Genomic DNA, 17,994 nt, shown 5'->3' with positions numbered 1-17,994 from the left:
TCGAATTCCGTCGCGACGTACGCCGATGCGGCGCTCAGTCGGCCATCGCGTCGAGTTGCAGTGCGCCGGCTTCGCCACGCGCTTCCACGCCGAGCGTATCGACGGCAAGGCTGTCCGGCAGGCAGACGATCGTCTGGAACTGACGGAACGCCGCGCCCTTGTGATCGTCGGTGAAGCGCAGTTCGATGCTGCCGTTCGCGCGCTTGAGGAAGTCGCGCACGGCATCCATACCGACACCGCGGCCCGACAACTCCGTGACCGTCTCCGCGGTCGAGAAACCCGGCCGGAAAATGAAATCGGCGATGGCTTCGTCGCTCAGCGTGTCGTCGCGGCCGATCCAGCCGCGCTCCATGGCGATGCCGCGAATGCGCTCGAGCGCGAGGCCGCGGCCGTCGTCGCTGAGCGTGATCTGTAGCGCGCCGTTGCCGACGCCGACTTCGACAGCAATCGTGCCGGCCGGCGCTTTGCCGTGGGCGCTGCGCGCCTCGGCGGTTTCAATGCCGTGATCCATCGAATTGCGCAGCAGATGCATGAACACATTGTTCAGCGTACTGCCCGCCTGGCCACGCAGACGATAGCCGTTGTCGTCGATACGCACGTTCGGCGCAGGCTTGCCCAATTCGCTCGCGAGCGACGGCAGCGAGTCCAACACGCCGGCGAGCGCGTCGCGCACACTTTCGCTGCCCAGTGCACGCAGCGTGCGGCGCAGTGCATCGCGCATCGACTGAAGTTCGTGCAATTGGCCAGCGTTGGTCTGCTCCAGCATGCTAAGCGTATGCTGGATATGGTCCTTCGCGACCATCACGTAGTGGCCGGAGCTGGCCGCGGCGTCCGTCTGGTTCTTGTTCTTGCGGCCAAGGCTCTGTTCGTTGATCTTCGCGTAGCTTTCGATGGCTTCGCGCACGCGCGTCAGTTCGCGCATCAGATGTTCCTGATCCCATGAACGATCCGCGTCCGGTTGCCGCAGTTCGTGATAGCTCTGCTCGGTTTCGTGCACGACGTTGGTCAGATGCTGCAGGTTGTAGGTCCGCGCATTGCCCTTGATGGTGTGCATGTTGCGGAACAGTTCTGCAATCGCCGCGTGATCCGCCTCCGAATGCTTGCGGATAATCCGCTCGTTCTCGCTAATAAAGCCAGCCGAGCTTTCGATGAAGTGGTGGAACTTCTCCTCGCTGACCGCGAGAATCTCGCCGATCATATCGAGGCGGCGACGTTGCTCGCTGGCTTCCGCCGCGAGCTTGCGCAATTCGGTGACGTCGCGCACGCAGAGCATCAGGCGCATGATCACGTCGTTTTCATCGGTAATCGCCGACCAGCTCAGGTCGAGAATCTTCACGCGGCCATCGGGCATGCGTTTGGAAATCTCGCCGACCAGCAGATGCTGATTGAAAGCGAAGTTGATGCAGTCTTCGCCGAGACACGCGTGCGCGGCCGCATCGACTTGCGAGAGCGCGTCCGAACCGAGATCGGTGTCCGCGAATACCAGATCCATCAAACCGCGCCCGGCAATATCCTTCGTTTCGAAGATGTCTTCCAGATACGCCGAGTACTCTGCGTGGATCACGGCGCCGTCGATTACGGTCAGAATGCCTTGCTGCATGTTCTGCAACATCGCCTGAATGTCGGCGGTTTTCTGCTTGAGTTGCGCCGAGCTTTCCTGAATCCTCTCGATCATGCCGTTGAAGGCGACGATCGAATGGCCGATCTCGTCGAGCCGGCCCACCGGCACGCGCCGCGTGAAGTCCTGGCTCGAAGCGATTTCGCTCATCATCGCTTGCATGCGGCTGAGCGGGCGCGTGATCTGCCGGTAGAGCAGCGAGCCGATGGAGGTCAGCAGAATGATCGCGATGCCCGTGACGACGGCGATTGCCGTGGTCGTGGTCGAGAGCGTGGTGTTCAGCGTGCTGATCGCCTCGTCTTTCTCGCGATTCTTCTCGACGCGCAGGGTTTCGACGATCCCTTCGAGTTCGTCGCGATACTGCGCGACGTTGGCAAACAGATAGGCCTGCGCGAGTTCGTTCTTGCCGTCGGCCTTCATTTTGGCCGTCTCGGCGATCGCGGAGAAATAGTTCTCGAGGCTGTCGTTGGCCTGAGAGACGAGACCCTTCTGGGCATGGCTCGCGGCATCTTGGGCTTGCAGAGCGAGCGCCTGTTGCAGCGAGGCCCGCTTCTTCTTCAGTTCGTCCTGTGCCTGGGCGACCATGTTGGCGTCGGGCGCGTAGACCAGCGTCATCGTGGCGAGTTGTACATCCTTCACTTGCGACACGAGGTCGGCGGAAGCGAGCGCGCTAGGCACGACGCCTTCCGTCACCTTGCGCACCTCGACCGCGCTGCCGCGCGTCTGATAGACGGCGTAGCCGCCGATCGCCGATAAGGCGACAAACATCAAAACAACCAATAGCGTGATGCGATGACGAATAGTCATGTAAACCCCCCGGGGTCTGGCCTTCGCGTCAGCCCTCGTTGGGAGCAGCGCGTTTTTATGCGAAATTTGGTCTGACTTGCAGCGCTGCGGAGTATTGCGCACGCATGTTACTCAGCGATGACTGCAGACTTTTAGAGCGCATTCGACGCGTTAAATTTATTGCTAAAGTTTCTGGATAAAACGCCGTTAATCTATGCCTTTTTCGATGTCAGCGAATCGCCGGCAGATGCTTTGACGCTTCGCGCAACGTGAGCGGGGAGATGAGGTCTCGTGAGGCCGAAAGAAAGCCGCTCACCGCTTCGGGAGCGTGCCGCGCGTAATCCCGTAACGCCCAGCCGATGGCTTTGCGGATGAAGAAGTCGCTTTCCGCTGCTAGCGAACGCGCATAGCCGAAGAGGCGATCTTCGTCGGTATGCTCGCGCCAGCCGAGTTGATGAATCATCGCGATGCGCCGCACCCACAGCGATTCGTGCTGAAGCGCCGCGTCCATCGTGGCCTGCGCCTGCGGCGTCTCGACTCGCGCCGCTTTCAGCACGTCGCCGACCACAGCGGCGAGCGGATCGATCGAATCCCACCACGAAGCATGCTGTGCGATGGTCAGCAGATGCGCGATATCGGCCATCGCAAGCGTCTTCCAGTTGCGCGCCAGCAGATCCGTCGCGACGTACTGGTATTCGCGCGCCGGCATCGTCCATAGGAGATTGGCGCACGCCAGCAAGTGATCGGCGTTCTCCACCGGCAGCCGCCGGAAGACCGGCGTTACAGCGTGCCGCCGCAGCGGCGTCGGCACGCCGATAAACTCGAACTGATCACGCATGTAGGCACGCATTGCGAGCGCGCGCTCTGCGTCGGCGTGCGGCACGAGTGCCGCCTTGATTTCCTTGGCGAAGGCGCGGGGCGTCATTGAGGAAAGCGCTCGACGTGAACTTCACCGCGTCGGCCGAAATACTGCACCTGGCGTCCCGCGATCCAGACAAAATAGCCAACGCATCCGGCGGCCAGAGTTCGGCGCACGAACTCGGCGTATTTGACCGCGCCGCTTTGCGCGCCACGCACAGCCCGGTTGACGGCGTCGGCATCGAACGCGTCCGCGATGGCAACGTCCGGCAGTGGCAAGGCGATCACATGCGTTCCGCCGCCGGCGGCGTAGTACGTATGCTCGCCGCGACGGTAATCGGTGAAATACGATTCGATGCCGGCCTCACCGAGCGCGCGCACGACGGAGCCGAAGTCGATCGTGCCATCGTGGGAGCGCTGCGCGCAGTCTTCGGCAACGCGATGGCTTGCTTCATCGAGCTTGGTGGGCATGGTGATCTCCAGCAGAGTTGGGCGTTTATTCGATGGAAGCATCGAATCAACGTTGACCGAATACTAGTTTCCTAGGAAATCACTGTCAAGCTCATGGAAAAAACTCACTCGATGACAGTTCGGACTTCTGCTCCCGAATTTCCTCACCTTTGTGTTTGAAGTGCGCGCACAGGTAGCCAGATTCTCACCTCGCCGGCTCCCGAATAGTCTCACCTCTCCGCTCTCACCCTTGCTCCCAACCGCTGCCTAACACCTTGTGCAAGGTACGAGATTGGCTTGCCGCGACAGCGAATCGGTCGCGAGTTGCTGCTGCGCGGTGTAGAGCGTGCGCTGCGCGTCGAACAGACTTGAGAGCGTCGAACTCGACGTGCTAGCCGTCGCTATCAACTCGATCTTCAGGAAGAAGAGAAGAATTGCCCAGTTTCCGAACGCGCTGGGTCACCTCGTACGTCGACTGATCCGCCTTGACCGTGTCTTCGGTCAACTGCAGCAGGCGTTCATCGGACAGCAACGTCAGATAGCCGGTCGCCACCGTCGCGATCAGACTGATCTCCTCACCTTATCGCAAGTGCGGATTCAGCGCGGCGTCGACTCACCTCTTGGAATCGCACACCTTTGCTTGCGATCTCCTGGAACGGCTCACCTTGGCGTTTTTTTGTGTGGGGTGAAGGTGCTGCTTTAACTCTCAGGACGGCTCACCTGTCATCAGGTTTGATCCGCTTGTCTCCTGGAAAGCTTCACCGTTGATCGTGATGAGGTCGTCTCCTGGAATTCCTCACCTTTGTTCGTGGTGGTGTCGTCTCCTGGAATTCCTCACCTTTGTTCGTGGTGGTGTCGCCTCCTGGAATTCCTCACCGTTCATCGGTGTGGCGCTATCTCCTGGAATTCCTCACCATCCTGGAATCGCTCACCTCGACGCGCGTCCATATCAACAAGCCAGAGGACGGCTCTCACTGCCGCGGTGAGCGCGTCGTCCTTCGACGAAAACGCTGCGTCGCAAGAGTTTTGGCCCGGCGTCTGGGCTCCGCCGTCTCCGACATCGCAGCAGAACTCCTGCCGGAAACCCGCCATGAGCGCCGCTGCACCATTGTTCGGTTTGTAGCAATTGTGATTTCACGCTATCGGCATAGAAGAAAGATAGACACCGCCTAAACTGAACCTTGTCAGCGGCGCGCGTCTCACTCGACTCGCGGCGCTCTTAAAAACCGCATTGGAGATTCATCATGAAAAGCAAACTTCTTGCAGCTTTGCTCGTCGCAGCCGCTACCGCTTTCGCCGCTCCTGCGTTTGCCAGCGGCTATGGTCCGGCACCTTCTTATCGCCCGTCGGTAGGCGCCCCGGCGTCGCAGCGAGGCCAGAGCGCGCAAACCGTCGCAGCCGAACGCAACAATGCGGTCGGCTCCGTCAATGATTCATACGGTGGCGTAGTTGCGTCATCTTCGCAGTCTGGCAGCCGTCAACCTGCGGAGTCTGTTGGTCGTCTGTACTCAGGTCACTAATGTGGCGGTCGCCTGATGGCCAGGGCTGTAGCGAGGTGTCGAAATGTCGAAAATTATCGAAGGTGCGGTGGTTCTGGGCGCGTTGATGCTCTATCTGGCGCCCGCAATGATCGCGGACGCCAGAGAACGCAAAGACGCCTTTGCGGTGACCATGGTGAACATCTTGCTCGGATGGACGGTGATCGGTTGGTTCGCAGCGCTGGTATGGGCGCGGCAACCGGTCAGTGACCGTCGTCTGAAGCACTTTGCGAAGCGTGCACAACGCGCGGTCGCACGAGTCACCATTGATGCAATCGTCGCTCGAGCTGAATGTCGTGATAGCTTGATTCCGGCGTTCAACCCTCGCCTGGTGCCTCTAGTCGCGCGCATTGCTGCAAATAGTGATCGCCGGAAAATGTAATTCGGCGTCTTATTCGGGTCGCAGGCCATAACAGCGCGCCATCAGCACGATCGAGCCGGCGCCGCCGACGAGCATCGGCGGTGCGAAACACCGCGCGACGACGTTGGGTCGACAGGCGCGATGCCTGCCGACAAAAGCGAAACCCGTTCATCCGTTTTCATGCGGTGCCTCGAATCTTCGTGGCCAGCAGGGCTGTTAGTCGGCGATGCACGCCGACGTTGATCGCTGGTTCCGCCAATCCCGTCAACTTCGTGGTTTCAGGGACGAAGAGTCTCTGCGGCTTCACGTGCACGATCGGTAAGCGCTGCGTGTCGGATAGCTGCTCGAGCGGCGTGCTCAGGTCGCGGCGGGCTTCGGCGGGCTCGGCGTCGCTGATGGCGAGCGGCGAATCCCTCCGGTGTGCTCGCCAACCGCCGCACAACGGCCGCACAACGGCCGTCGCGGCGGATGGCGTTCCAACTGCCGGGAAGTCAATGGCGGCATGGTCGTCACAAGGGGGATCGAGGCTGCGCGCCGTGCAACCCCGCAGGTGTGCCGGGGCTTCGTTGCGACCCCAGCAGCTTGTCTTCCAGTTCCAGGCTTTCCCTCTCCCGGAGCTGAAAGTCCTTCCAGACATCGTCGTTAATCCTGAAGTTGCTCTGGGTCGGACCGAGACTTTCATACGACTCGCGACCATTGTTCGGATTGACCGTCGCCCGCCAGACAGCCTTACCGCCGAGCGTTCGCACTTCGAGTTGGTTCGGGCTAGTTGGGACTGCGTAGAAGCCGTCCCGGAAGATCCAGGCTGCATTCTCCGACGCCAGCGACTCAATCGCCTCTTCGGCTGTACCGACTCGTTCCAGATACTTGATATAGTCGCTGAAGTTACCTAGGAAAGGGTCAAGCAGCACTTGCGTAACGAAGTGCGTGGTCCCCGGGGGCAAGATGGAATCCGGGTTCTGATCGAACTGATACAACTGTTCGCGAGTGCCGACCGTGGTCTCCCTGTAGTAGGTGTTTTTGTTTGAGGCGGGCGGTGTGACCGCAATGCCGGCTGGATCTGTCAGTTGCCAGTTCGACCTGTCTCCGGCGTAGTAGTCAGTGACAAACGGTGTAGACACAGACTTGCCTACAGTCAGGTATTTTTGGTCCTCGAGATGAATGAGCTGGAAGGGCTTGGTGCCACCGTAGCGAAAAACACCGTTCAGGTTCCGTGAATCCGGGGGGATCGGGCCCACGAAGAGGTAACCATCGCTACCGACACGTAAGACCTTCTGGTAGTTGTTCACAAAGTGGAAACGACCGTCGTCGCCCATTGCGAATTGCCTTTCGCTTCGCCGTATGCCGGAGGCGTAGGAAGCCTGGTAGACATGGAGGCTGTCAGTTTCGTCGGCATAAAGTATGTACGACCCGTTTCCGCCGTAAGCCTGCAGGGTCATCGGGCCGCGATAATCTTTGTTGATCGACTGTCGCATTCTGGCCTGATGGACTTTCAACGCGGCACCGAGATAGAAGTCAGCCTGTGTCAGGTTGGGGTCTTGCTTCGGGGCGGTATAGATCTTTCCCTTGCGCTCGACCGTTGACGAGAATGGCTTGTAGGCGGGCTCCTGCCAGGCAGGGCTGTTCATCGGGAAGCGGGCCAATTGGGGCTGCGCTCCTGGGGCCCGCGTAAAGTTATACACGTCCCAGCGAAAAACCGGGTTGATCGTCAACCGCTTTACATCCGGATTTTGCAGGTCTTGCGTCCGGTACCAACCGACTATCTGCGTGTTGTCGATGTGCCCCATGGCGGCAAATTCTTGGTTTTTTGGCGAGAGGGTGTGTGGGCCGAGGCTGGCGTTCACATCCACCATGTTGGGGGACGGCGCGACAATGTAGATATAGCCGTCGGCGGACTGATGTCGCTGACGCTCCTCGGCGGCAACTAAACTTGCGAATGTTCCGAGGTAGCCGGCGCTGTCTGTCTCCCCTGCGTGGGCCGCGATGTCAAAATTGTGCATTTGCAGATTGACGTCCCGCAGCGGTGTCTGTCCGGAACTGAACCCGCCTCTTTTCGCGACTCCCTCTGGTGTCTCCGTCGATGGTCTAAAGAGCACCCGCGGTTCCGTGCTCGTTTGCGAATTGGTTGAACGTTTATGTTCGAATCGCAGCGCCAAGGATGCAAGCGGAGGACGGTCGGTGACCGGTGCGTCTGGCAGGTCCGCGCGTGGTGGTACGAGCGGACCTCTCGGCGCCAGCCCCCCTATTTGTTCTGCATGGTCCAAGGTAAAGTTTCGTGCGTGTGACAACCATGGTAGCCCCGGTCCCGTGGCATACCAGTCAATATTCTCGGTTTCGCCGGAGAACCACGTGGTCGTGGCATGGATGATTCCGCCATCGGCCGTATATCCTTCGTTGTAGATGCGGCGCATAGCGGCCGACAGATCTTCAAAACCCTGGTACGTATAGACCCCGAAATTGGGATCGTAAAGCTCGTATTGAGCGTGCTCGAAGTCGAGAGCGAGATCGAGCCGATGCACGATGATCGGTCGGCTAGGTTCTCGTCCGGACGTTCCGGCGGTTTGGGAGGGCAGCGACATATCGATGACCGCGAATTCGTTGTGGAAATGGGCTGCTGAGCCTTCGCCAACATACGGATCCCTAAAGTTTGTTCTCAGATCGTTGATGAGATCGTCTGCATTTGAAGTACTGAAACTGCCGCTGTGCCGGGTGTGATTCACCAAAGCTGCGGTAGACGCCGACTGGTACTGTTCGTGACGCGCATTCAGATCGGCGACGACGGCTTGGCGTGTATTCGGGTCGCTCAGCGAGCGGCTCAACGCGGCTGTGGCGGCGGTGAGGCGCGACGCTCTCCCGTTGGCGACTTCCTGTAGCACATAGGTTCCCAAGCTCTCGCCCGGACTGCGGAGGCCGGATCGCTCCGCGCCGCTCGGAAAGAGTGCGTCGAGCGATAGTCCGTTTGAGGAGGCCGCATGCTCTTGATAGATCTGATTTTCACAGTCGGGCTCGGGCGGCCCATGACCGGCCGTTCCCCGTTGCGGTGCGAGAACTGGCGGCGGCGCTGGATTTGCTTGCGGCGTCGAGGAGTACACCTGCATTTTGAACGGCATGACTTTATACTCGCTCCCGGCTCCGTAAAAGGGCAGTTCGTCGAAAGAGGAGCGGACCCCGAAGGCGGAGTCCATATATTGGTTTAGCGCTTCTGCTGTACTGGTCCAGTTTGCATATTCGAATGCGCCATTGTTGGGATCGAAAATCGAATAGTGATCGTTGGCTCCCCTCTGGATGAGAATAGCGTGCCCGTAGTCCCTTCGATCCCCTGGCCCCTCCAAGCTCAATTGGACATACGCAATGTCGTTGGGATTGCGCAGCGACGTGTTCAAGTCGCCGAGGAACCAGTCGATCCGGGTATCGCGCGACACGTTGGGGTTATTGAAGGTGGTCGATGGCTGCGGCACATAGTGGCTGAAGCCAAGCGTGGTTCTACCGGTCTGGAAGTTCTGGATGCGATCGAACATGTCTCTCCGCGTGCTGGAGGGAATGGCGTCCGCATGCATGTCGCGCACGGCTGACATTAACGGCGACGTGCGCTGATCCTGAGATCCAGTTGTCGTTGGCTGATCGCCTCGGGCGCGGTCGACCCGCCGCATGGCTTCTCGAACCATGCCTTCACATAGGCCGCCATTCGCCTGCCCGCGGCTCTCCGGATAATCGACCTGATCGAATCGTTCGAAGGCAACGGAGTTTCGCCTCAAAGCGTTGCCGCCACGATCCATGATGCATTTGCTGAAAACTGGACCCCTTTTCACTCGCGGCCCGCCGTTGTCGGACTCGTCAGTGTGTTGCAAGGCGGCAGGCATGACCGAGCCAAGGTGGTACTCGTTTCTAACGCCGGCTCTCCCTACTTCCGGAATAACCCCGGTGGACAACGTGCTTACGTCGTGAGCGGCAGACGCATGCTGACGAGCGTGAAGATTCGCGCGGCGCTTCGTCGTGAGGTGAGCCCGAGGAGCGATGCCATTCCGCATTTTCGCCAGCGCCTCATGGGTTCCACCCGTATCTTTGGCGGGTCGCTGCGGGCGGTTGCCTGTGTTGCCCGGCGAGGGCGCTGACGCGTTGCTACCCGCAGCATTTGGGCTAGCGGCCCGCATGCTCCATTGCCTGGCGCTGTCCTGAGCCGAGCCTGAACTGGACGCGGAGTTGCCGGCGTTCTGCTCATCGGTCGAGGGGTCGTTGCTTTCGCTGGTGATGTAGCTTTGGTTTATGCCGGAGACGCGCATGTTCAATGCTCCAGGAAATGAAACGCTGAGGGATGTCTCGTGGGATCCGGAGATCCCTGCGGATAATCGTAGGCGTGACGGTTGGCACCTAGGTGGTATCGGGGCATGGCGTGTCGGAGTGGTCACCCGTGGCTATCGGGAGCATTGACTGTCAGGCCGTTCGGCCAGTCATCGGCATCGTCATTCGCGTTTCGAGTAAGACACCTCGTGTCACCCGCAACTTATCAACCGGCAAGGGGTCGTGTTTTACGAAGCCGTTACACCCTGAACGAGCAATGTCTATCGCCGCACGCTTGCGCCTCGGTGCGCGTCGCCTTGCGCAGTTCGAGCGGTTCTCGCGAGGGACGCGCGGCGCGTCGGCGCGCTCGCGCTTTGTTTGTATATGGAAGAGGATGTAAGCAGATTGACGGTCGCGGCATCGCGCCGCGCCACTACACGGTGAGGTGCAGGGCAAAAGATATGTCACCGTCGGCGATCATGGCGAGGACTCCCTGGAAATCCTCACCGTCGGCTCAGGTGAGGTTCAGGTGCGCTTGAATCGCAGTGATGGCTCACCTCCTGGGATACCTCACCTTTTGTACGCGATCTCCTGGAACGTCTCACCCTCGCGGGCTGGCTTGAAAAGTCACGGCTTATTTGTGAATTGAGACCTCGATCAGAACTTCACCTTCACCTGAAACCCAATGGTGAACGGAAGATCATCTGACGGGATTGGCGGAATCACAATGAAGTTCGCGCCCACCCGCTTGTATTCGACCATGACGATCGGCGCGACCACCGGTCCGATCGTATGATTGCGGCCCAAGCCCCAGTTGCCATAGTTATAACCCGAGATGATCCCGCCGATCGCCGCGATCCGCACGATACCCCAGTGCGCGAACTCCGGCGCCCATACACCGCCGCCATAATAGGAAGGCCGGCGCAGTGAGTTGCGAAAACCGCCGGCCGTCAACGCCCATTGGTTATTGAGCCAGCATTCGACGCCGAGGCCCGGGTTGAACTGTTCGAAATGGGTGTTCGGGTCGGGGTTGATGTGATACGAACCCAGCATGGCGTCGACCCATATGCCGCCCTCGCACCAGTTGCCCGCATGCGCGGCGGACGCCGCGGCCAGGCTGGCAACGAGCGCCATTGCAGTACGTCGCAAGTTCCTGTTGATCTGCCGAAAATGCATGTCCTCTCCGCCACCGGTCGAGCGCCGGCGTCATCTATGTTCTGGGTATGCTTGCATGCCGTCCGTCGCGCACTGTACCTCAAGCCGCACACGCGATGTTGAGGAGACGCTCGGGCGCGCGGGCACAAGACGTGCCCGGCCGCGCAGACACAACAGTAACGGAGAATCGATGGCAGAGCGGTGAACGCGTATCACGCGTTCACCTGTGGAAAGTCAGAGACCGAGATCGGACAGGCTCGGATGATCATCGGGGCGGCGGCCGAGCGGCCAATGATAAAGACGGTCCGCTTCGCGAATCGGCATATCGTTGATGCTGGCGTGACGGCGCGCCATCAGTCCGTGCTCGTCGAATTCCCAGTTCTCGTTGCCGTACGAGCGGAACCAGTTGTTCGAATCGTCGTGCCATTCATAGGCAAAACGCACGGCGATGCGGTTATCGGTGAACGCCCACAGTTCCTTGATCAAACGGTAATCGAGTTCTCTCGCCCATTTACGGCGCAACAAGCCGACAATCTCCGCGCGACCATTCGTGAATTCGGCGCGGTTGCGCCATACGCTATCCACCGTGTAGGCGAGCGACACGCGCTCGGGGTCGCGAGTATTCCAGCCGTCCTCCGCGGCGCGCACTTTCTGGATCGCGGTTTCGCGTGTGAAGGGCGGCAGCGGCGGGCGGGTTTCAATCGAGTCGGCCATGATAGTTCCTCAGTCAGGTTGCGGTTCGCCGGGATGGCGGTCGTTTGCTTGGCTGTATGCCTGGCTCGCCCGGGCACTCCGCGTCGAGCAGGACTTGGGCTGCAGCTTGCGCGTCGAGCGCGGCATCGGGCTCGCCGCCCACCAGCGCCACGGCAATGGCGCCGTCGAGCAAGATCAGCCATTGACGCGACAAGCGCGCCGTGCGGCGGGCGTCGATGTCCGACTCCGCCGCGAATGCATCGCATTCGGTTCGCACGAACGCCAGCAGGCGTTCCTTGTGATGGCGCGCGACGATCCGGATCGGGTCCTCCGCGGAGGCAATCTCGCCGGACGCATTCAGAAACGCGCAACCGTGAAAGTCCTCCGATGCAAACCATTCGCGCAGCACCTCGAACATGCCGAGCAGGCGTTTGCGCGCCGTCTTGCCATGCCGTTGCGTGCCCGCGATGAACCAGTTCATCCAGCGTTCGTCGCGCCGGTCGAGCGCGGCCGCCACGAGCGCGTCTTTCGATTCGAAATGCGTGTAAAAACTTTTGCGCGCCGTGCCGGACTGCTTGACGATCGCGTCCACGCCGGTTGCATGAATGCCGCCGGCGTAGATTAGCGCCTCAGCCGCGTCCAGCAGCCGCTCGCGCGCGCTGCCGGGTGTGACTGATTCAGTGTGAGTTTCGGTAGCCATGGACGAAGGGTAGAACGATCATTCTCCCTCGTCAAGTCTTTTGCGTTTTTGCAGGTTGGCTGCGCGAACTGTTATCTTGGGCACGATCGGTCAACGGGAACGAACTTCATGAGCACACTGATTCTCCGCGCCACGTTCGTGCGCGCCTTGCTCAGCGCAACGCTACTGACGGCGGCGGCCTGCACGCCTGTACAAGTGCTCACGCATACGGTCAGCCAGAACGAAACGCGCGTGCCGCCCGGCCGCTACGAAATCGATCCGGATCACTGCAGCATTACCTTCGACATCGATCACTTCAAGTATTCACGCTTCACAGCGCGCTTCGATCGCAAGAAGGGACAGCTCGACTGGAACGAAGGCGGTCTGGACAAGAGCACGGCATCGGTAACGATCGACGCCGCGAGCGTCGATACGAATGTTCCGTTGCTCGACAAGATGGTGAAGAGCGCCAACATGCTCGACGTGGAGCGCTATCCGGAGATTCGCTTCGTCAGCACGCGTTTTGAGCGCACGGGTGAATCGCGCGGCATGTTGACCGGCGATCTGACGATTCGCGGCGTCACGCAACCGGTCACGCTCGACGTCACCTTCAATGGTTTTGCCCCGGATCCGCTCACGAAGAAAGACACGCTGGGCTTTTCTGCCGAGGGTCATTTCAGTCGCGCCAAGTTCGGCCTGGCGACGTGGTATCCGGCCGTCGGCGACGATATTCATGTGCGCATTCAGGCCGAGTTCGTTAAAACGCCCGCAGACGGGTAAGCGCGGTGCGGGCGTTTTGCCTGAGCGTTTTCTTGAGTTGTGCGCGCTGCTGCGATTGCGCGCGCTAAAGCATGTTCACATGCTAACTCACGCGGCCGTCCAGTCGAGAATCACCTTGCCGCTCTCGCCTGACAGCATGGTGGCGAACGCTTCCTGATAGTCGTCGACCTTGAAATGGTGCGTGAGGATCGGCGAAAGATCGAGACCGCTTTGCAGCATCGCGACCATCTTGTACCAGGTCTCGAACATCTCGCGCCCATAAATGCCCTTGATTTCGAGGCCTTTGAAGATCACCTGAGTCCAGTCGATCGCGGTCTGCGCGGGCGGAATGCCGAGCAGCGCGATCTTGCCGCCGTGGTTCATCGCTTCGAGCATGCCGGTGAACGCGCTCGGTACGCCGGACATTTCCAGGCCGACGTCGAAACCTTCGGTCATGTGCAGGTCCGCCATCACGTCGCGCAATGATTCACGCGAGACGTTGACCGCACGCGTCGCGCCCATCTTGCGCGCGAGGTCGAGGCGATAGTCGTTGACGTCGGTGATCACGACATTGCGCGCGCCCACATGTTTCGCGATCGCCACCGCCATGATGCCGATGGGTCCGGCGCCGGTGATCAACACGTCTTCGCCGACCAGGTTGAACGACAGCGCGGTATGCGTGGCGTTGCCGAACGGATCGAAAATCGCAGCGAGGTCGTCGGAAATCTCGGGCGGAATCTTGAATGCGTTGAACGCCGGAATCACCAGATACTCGGCAAACGCGCCTTCACGGTTCACGCCGACGCCGACCGTATTGCGGCACAAATGCCGGCGGCCCGCGCGACAATTGCGGCAGAAGCCACAGGTGATATGCCCTTCGCCCGACACGCGATCGCCGATTGCAAAGCCACGCACTTCCTGGCCCATTTCGACGATCTCACCCACGTATTCGTGACCGACGTGCATCGGCACGGGAATCGTTTTTTGCGCCCAGTCGTCCCACTTCCAGATGTGAATATCGGTGCCGCAAATCGCGGTGCGCGTGATGCGGATCATCACGTCGTTGTGGCCGACTTCGGGTTTCTTGACGTCCGTAAGCGTGAGGCCGGGAGCGCGTTCGAGTTTTGCCAATGCTTTCATGTGCGCCTCCGTATTAGATGACACCGAGTTCACGGCCGACGCGGGCGAATGCATCCACCGCGCGGTCGATCTGTTCGGGCGTGTGCGCGGCGCTCATCTGTGTGCGAATGCGTGCGCGGCCTTTCGGCACCACCGGGAACGAGAAGCCGATGACGTACACGCCTTCCTTCAGGACTGCATCGGCCATTTTCGAAGCGAGTTGTGCGTCGCCGAGCATGACCGGAATGATCGGATGTTCGCCGGGCACGAGCGTGAAACCGAGCGCGCTCATCTTGCTGCGGAAGTGCGCGCCGTTTTCGCGCACGCGTGCGCGCAATTGCGCGCCTTCATCGCTCGCCAGTAGTTCCAGCACTTTCAGCGAAGCGGCGGCAATGCTCGGCGTCAGCGTGTTCGAGAACAGATAGGGACGCGAACGCTGCCGCAGCAACTCTACGATCTCCTTACGCGCGGCCACGTAGCCGCCCGATGCGCCGCCCAGCGCCTTCCCCAACGTGCCGGTGATGATGTCGATGCGCGACAGCACGCCACAATGTTCCGGCGTGCCGCGCCCGTGTTCGCCGACAAAACCCACTGCGTGCGAGTCGTCGACCATCACGAGCGCGCCGTAACGGTCGGCCAGATCGCAGATGCCGGCGAGGTCGGCGATGATGCCGTCCATGGAGAACACGCCGTCGGTCGCGATCAGTGTGAAGCGCGCGCCGGCGGCCTTCGCTTCGATCAGCTTCGCTTCGAGATCGGCGAGATCGTTGTTCTTGTAGCGAAAGCGCTTCGCCTTCGAAAGCCGCACGCCGTCGATGATGCTCGCGTGGTTCAGTTCGTCGCTGATGATCGCGTCGTTTTCGTCGAGCAGGGTTTCGAACAGGCCGCCGTTCGCATCGAAGCAGCTGGAGTAGAGGATGCAATCGTCCGTTTGCAGAAACGCGGCGAGTGCGTGCTCCAGATCCTTGTGCACGGTTTGCGTGCCGCAGATGAAACGCACCGACGCCATGCCGAAGCCATCGTTGTCGAGGCCTTGCTTGGCGGCGTCGATCAGCCGTGCGTCGCCGGCGAGACCGAGGTAGTTGTTCGCGCAGAAGTTCAGCACGTCGGTGCCGTTAGCCAGACGAATGTCGGCCGATTGCGGGCTGGCGATCACGCGCTCGTTCTTGTAAAAGCCGTCAGCGCGAATCTGCTCGAGGGTGCCGCGCAGATGGGCGAGGTATAGGTCACGCATGAACCAGACTCCTGAAAGGGTGATAGCGCCCGTGTCGGCGTGTTCGGCATGTGCGACCACGAGGCGGCCTGTTATAGTCGGCTGTCAGTTTTATCGGATATTTTCGTTTTTCCGAACTAAAATCCGGTATGTCGAACAACTCTAAACGATGGGTCAGGAAATGGCAAGTTCGGGTATCCGCCGCGCCGCGGCCAACGCGGCGCCCATCCCAGGCGCAACTTCGGTCCCGGCAGTCGCGGCGCCGCCGCGCGTCGGCGAACAGATTCAGCGTTTGCGCGCCGAACGGCGCATGACGCTCGACGATCTGTCGCGCGCGGCCGGCGTGTCGAAATCGATGCTTTCGGAAATCGAACGCGACAAGGCGAATCCGACCATTGCGGTCGCCTGGCGGCTGACGAATGCGCTCGGCGTCAGCCTCGATTCGCTGTTTGCGCCGCAAAAGACGCCCGAAGCAATCGCCGTCTCCGGTCCGCACGAGATTCCCACGCTGAGCGGGCACGACGCGAAGTACCAGTTGCGCGTGTGGGGGCCAATCGAGCTGGCCGGCAAGTTCGAGTGGTACGAGTTGACGCTGCAACCGGGCGGGGCGCTGGTGTCGAACGCGCACGAGCCTGGCACGCGTGAACATCTGACCGTGCTGCAAGGGTCAGTCGAAATCGAGGCGGCCGGCGCGACGAAACGGCTCAAGGCAGCGGACACCGCGCGCTATGTCGCCGACGAGCCGCATGCTATCCGCAACGCCGGAAAGGGCGAGGCAAAGGCTCTGCTGGTGGTGATTCACGGCTGATTTTCCGGCGCACCGTGGCTAGCAGTTGGCGGAATCGGCACTTCGGCCGAGGTTGCGTCCGACACTGTATATTTGTACAGTACAGGGTATCGACTGGAGCCGATCATGAATAAGCTGACAACCGACTCGACTGACCACGCTCTGGCCGCGCTGCGCTATCAAACCGCGGCGCGCGATCTCGAACGCATCGTGCGCAATATTGCTGCGCGCTACATCGTGCAGCAGGTGCCGCTCACCTGGCGTTTGCTGCATGCCATCGAAGCCGAAGCGCTCGCGGATCTCGGCTTCGCCAGCCGACATGACGCGGTGATGCTGGGCCTTTTTCAACGGCCGTCCGACCTGCCGTATCCGGAAACGGACGAGGCCGTGGACTTCGGCACGTCCACGGCACTGCCGGCGGTGTTCGCGTTCGCAGTCAGTGCCTATGAGGAGGCCGCACGCCGCGCTGCGCAGCCGTCGTCGGAGAACGCGCCCCTGAAACACGCGCGCGCTTGGGGCGACTGAACCGGGGCTGCATTTCCAGCGGTTGCCATCTACAATGTGTGCAACTAACGGAAGAATAGCGCATGTCACCTCCTCATCTGACCGACCCAAGCCCGCGTCCTGCGCCGTCCACGGATCTCTTCGATCAGCAACGTGAAGACTGGCGCCGCGACCCGCAAATCGCATTCGATGCATGGCTTGCCAAACAACATTTCCGCCGTTCTTCCGCTGAAGTCTACCAGGCGCAATGGGGGCTTTTTCTCGATTGGCTGAGCGTGCGTCAGAAGAGTCTGGTCACGGTCGACGCTCACACGATTGCCGAATTCGTCGCTGTGCTCGACGTCAAAAAGACTCAGCGTATGCGGTATTTGCGGCTGATCGAGCGGGTGCTCGATCATGTGCGCGAAATCGAATCCGCTTCGACCAATCCGGCGCGCTTCATTGCTCAGGATGGCGAAGCAGCGTGGCGAAACGCGCGCGATAACGAGCCGACCGGCTTTCTCAACCACGCCGAACGAACCGCGCTGATCGCGCATCTGTTTTCGCCGTTGCCGGATTTGTCTGCGGCGCAACGTTGGAGAGAGCGGCGCGACCGCGCTTTGATCGCTGTGTTTTTAGGTGGCGGGTTGAAGACGGGCGAGGCTGCTGCAATTACGGTTAGTTGCGTGAATGCGGGATCACCTTGGGTGACCATCGAGTCAGCCAACCCGATGCTGACGCGGCGCACCCGGCTCGCACCTTTCGCCACGGCTATTCTCGACGCGTGGCTCGCCGAACGGCGTCTGTCGGAATTGGCGGGTAACCTGGTTTTTCCGGCATCCCCTTCCGGACGGCCGATGCATAAAGCCACCATGCTGCGCGCGGTCGACGCCTTGATCGACGGCGCCGGGATCGCCGAGTCGCGGGCGTCGCGAGCCAGTCCGCAAACATTGCGTAACACGTTTGCGGCCGATCTGTTCGAGAGTGGGGTCGAGGCGGAACTGGTCGGGCAGTGGCTGGGTTTTGTGCAGGCGGTGTCGGCGAACCGTCTGTATCGCGCGTGGCAAAACTGGATGGATCAGCAGGATTCCCCTGCCGCGGACGTGCCGGATCCGGCTGTTCCGCCTTTGCCAGCACCTAGGCGCGACGGGCGTTTGACGAGGAAAAGGGGAGCCAGCGAGTCCTGAAATTCCTCACCTTTCGAGTCCCGAATTTCC

The 17,994-nt window shown here is 60.6% G+C and carries 17 protein-coding genes; 7 read left to right on the top strand and 10 right to left on the bottom strand.

Annotated elements, in window-relative coordinates; translation table 11 throughout:
* Positions 1-34: 34 nt before the first annotated feature.
* The 4 genes from PQR32_RS24360 to PQR32_RS24345 all read right to left on the bottom strand — a co-directional run bounded on the left by PQR32_RS24360 (position 35) and on the right by PQR32_RS24345 (position 4,265).
* Complete coding sequence (locus tag PQR32_RS24360; protein ID WP_408232702.1) at positions 35-2,425, bottom strand: HAMP domain-containing protein; 2,391 nt, start codon at positions 2,423-2,425, stop codon at positions 35-37.
* Between the two features lie 208 nt (positions 2,426-2,633).
* Positions 2,634-3,329: a DNA alkylation repair protein gene (locus tag PQR32_RS24355; RefSeq protein ID WP_408232699.1), complete on the bottom strand. Its 696-nt coding sequence runs from the start codon at positions 3,327-3,329 to the stop codon at positions 2,634-2,636.
* On the bottom strand, positions 3,326-3,733 hold the full coding sequence (locus PQR32_RS24350; RefSeq protein ID WP_408232697.1) for a DUF1398 domain-containing protein: 408 nt from the start codon (positions 3,731-3,733) through the stop codon (positions 3,326-3,328). The genes PQR32_RS24355 and PQR32_RS24350 overlap by 4 nt, the downstream gene beginning before the upstream one ends.
* Positions 3,734-4,103: 370 nt before the next feature.
* Positions 4,104-4,265 (bottom strand): hypothetical protein, encoded by a 162-nt coding sequence (locus PQR32_RS24345; RefSeq protein ID WP_408232694.1) that lies wholly within the window; start codon positions 4,263-4,265, stop codon positions 4,104-4,106.
* A 287-nt stretch (positions 4,266-4,552) separates the two neighbouring features.
* Between PQR32_RS24345 and PQR32_RS24340 the strand changes: the two genes are divergently transcribed.
* The 3 genes from PQR32_RS24340 to PQR32_RS24330 all read left to right on the top strand — a co-directional run bounded on the left by PQR32_RS24340 (position 4,553) and on the right by PQR32_RS24330 (position 5,632).
* The gene (locus PQR32_RS24340) at positions 4,553-4,885 is read left to right on the top strand and encodes a hypothetical protein (protein ID WP_408232691.1); all 333 of its coding nucleotides are present in this window, start codon (positions 4,553-4,555) and stop codon (positions 4,883-4,885) included.
* Between the two features lie 71 nt (positions 4,886-4,956).
* Positions 4,957-5,232, top strand: coding sequence for a hypothetical protein (locus tag PQR32_RS24335; protein WP_408232689.1), 276 nt, complete (start codon positions 4,957-4,959; stop codon positions 5,230-5,232).
* A gap of 43 nt (positions 5,233-5,275) precedes the next feature.
* Positions 5,276-5,632 carry a superinfection immunity protein gene (locus PQR32_RS24330; RefSeq protein WP_408232686.1) on the top strand — a complete coding sequence of 119 codons (357 nt, stop codon included), beginning with the start codon at positions 5,276-5,278 and terminating at the stop codon, positions 5,630-5,632.
* A 488-nt stretch (positions 5,633-6,120) separates the two neighbouring features.
* Here PQR32_RS24330 and PQR32_RS24325 read toward each other — a convergent pair whose 3' ends face one another.
* The 4 genes from PQR32_RS24325 to PQR32_RS24310 form a co-directional block, all read right to left on the bottom strand.
* Entirely contained in the window at positions 6,121-9,891 is a 3,771-nt protein-coding gene (locus PQR32_RS24325) for an enterotoxin A family protein (RefSeq protein ID WP_408232683.1), read from the bottom strand.
* Between the two features lie 655 nt (positions 9,892-10,546).
* Positions 10,547-11,065, bottom strand: coding sequence for a hypothetical protein (locus PQR32_RS24320; protein WP_408232680.1), 519 nt, complete (start codon positions 11,063-11,065; stop codon positions 10,547-10,549).
* 213 nt (positions 11,066-11,278) lie between these two features.
* Positions 11,279-11,758 (bottom strand): nuclear transport factor 2 family protein, encoded by a 480-nt coding sequence (locus tag PQR32_RS24315; protein WP_106281526.1) that lies wholly within the window; start codon positions 11,756-11,758, stop codon positions 11,279-11,281.
* A 13-nt stretch (positions 11,759-11,771) separates the two neighbouring features.
* Complete coding sequence (locus tag PQR32_RS24310; RefSeq protein ID WP_408232677.1) at positions 11,772-12,437, bottom strand: TetR/AcrR family transcriptional regulator; 666 nt, start codon at positions 12,435-12,437, stop codon at positions 11,772-11,774.
* A 108-nt stretch (positions 12,438-12,545) separates the two neighbouring features.
* On the opposite strand from PQR32_RS24310, the gene PQR32_RS24305 reads away from it, so the two are divergent.
* Complete coding sequence (locus tag PQR32_RS24305; protein WP_408232674.1) at positions 12,546-13,196, top strand: YceI family protein; 651 nt, start codon at positions 12,546-12,548, stop codon at positions 13,194-13,196.
* A gap of 87 nt (positions 13,197-13,283) precedes the next feature.
* Here PQR32_RS24305 and tdh read toward each other — a convergent pair whose 3' ends face one another.
* Together tdh and PQR32_RS24295 are read right to left on the bottom strand one after the other, a co-directional pair.
* Positions 13,284-14,315 carry an L-threonine 3-dehydrogenase gene (gene tdh, locus PQR32_RS24300; protein WP_408232671.1) on the bottom strand — a complete coding sequence of 344 codons (1,032 nt, stop codon included), beginning with the start codon at positions 14,313-14,315 and terminating at the stop codon, positions 13,284-13,286.
* Positions 14,316-14,328: 13 nt separating this feature from the next.
* Complete coding sequence (locus PQR32_RS24295; RefSeq protein ID WP_408232668.1) at positions 14,329-15,528, bottom strand: glycine C-acetyltransferase; 1,200 nt, start codon at positions 15,526-15,528, stop codon at positions 14,329-14,331.
* Positions 15,529-15,676: 148 nt separating this feature from the next.
* Here PQR32_RS24295 and PQR32_RS24290 point away from each other — a divergent pair, with 148 nt between their 5' ends.
* The 3 genes from PQR32_RS24290 to PQR32_RS24280 all read left to right on the top strand — a co-directional run bounded on the left by PQR32_RS24290 (position 15,677) and on the right by PQR32_RS24280 (position 17,964).
* A complete protein-coding gene (locus tag PQR32_RS24290) occupies positions 15,677-16,315 on the top strand; it encodes a helix-turn-helix domain-containing protein (protein ID WP_408232665.1) in 639 nt (212 codons plus the stop codon).
* A 105-nt stretch (positions 16,316-16,420) separates the two neighbouring features.
* Positions 16,421-16,819 carry a DUF2471 family protein gene (locus PQR32_RS24285; RefSeq protein ID WP_408232662.1) on the top strand — a complete coding sequence of 133 codons (399 nt, stop codon included), beginning with the start codon at positions 16,421-16,423 and terminating at the stop codon, positions 16,817-16,819.
* A gap of 62 nt (positions 16,820-16,881) precedes the next feature.
* Positions 16,882-17,964: a tyrosine-type recombinase/integrase gene (locus PQR32_RS24280; protein WP_408232659.1), complete on the top strand. Its 1,083-nt coding sequence runs from the start codon at positions 16,882-16,884 to the stop codon at positions 17,962-17,964.
* Positions 17,965-17,994: the final 30 nt, after the last annotated feature.

Origin of the sequence: Paraburkholderia dipogonis (assembly GCF_046027395.1) — a bacterium.
In the GTDB taxonomy this organism is placed as follows: Bacteria; Pseudomonadota; Gammaproteobacteria; order Burkholderiales; family Burkholderiaceae; genus Paraburkholderia; species Paraburkholderia dipogonis_A.
The sequence above is the reverse complement of the archived record's forward strand: the minus strand, read 5'-3'. Positions and strand labels throughout refer to the sequence as shown.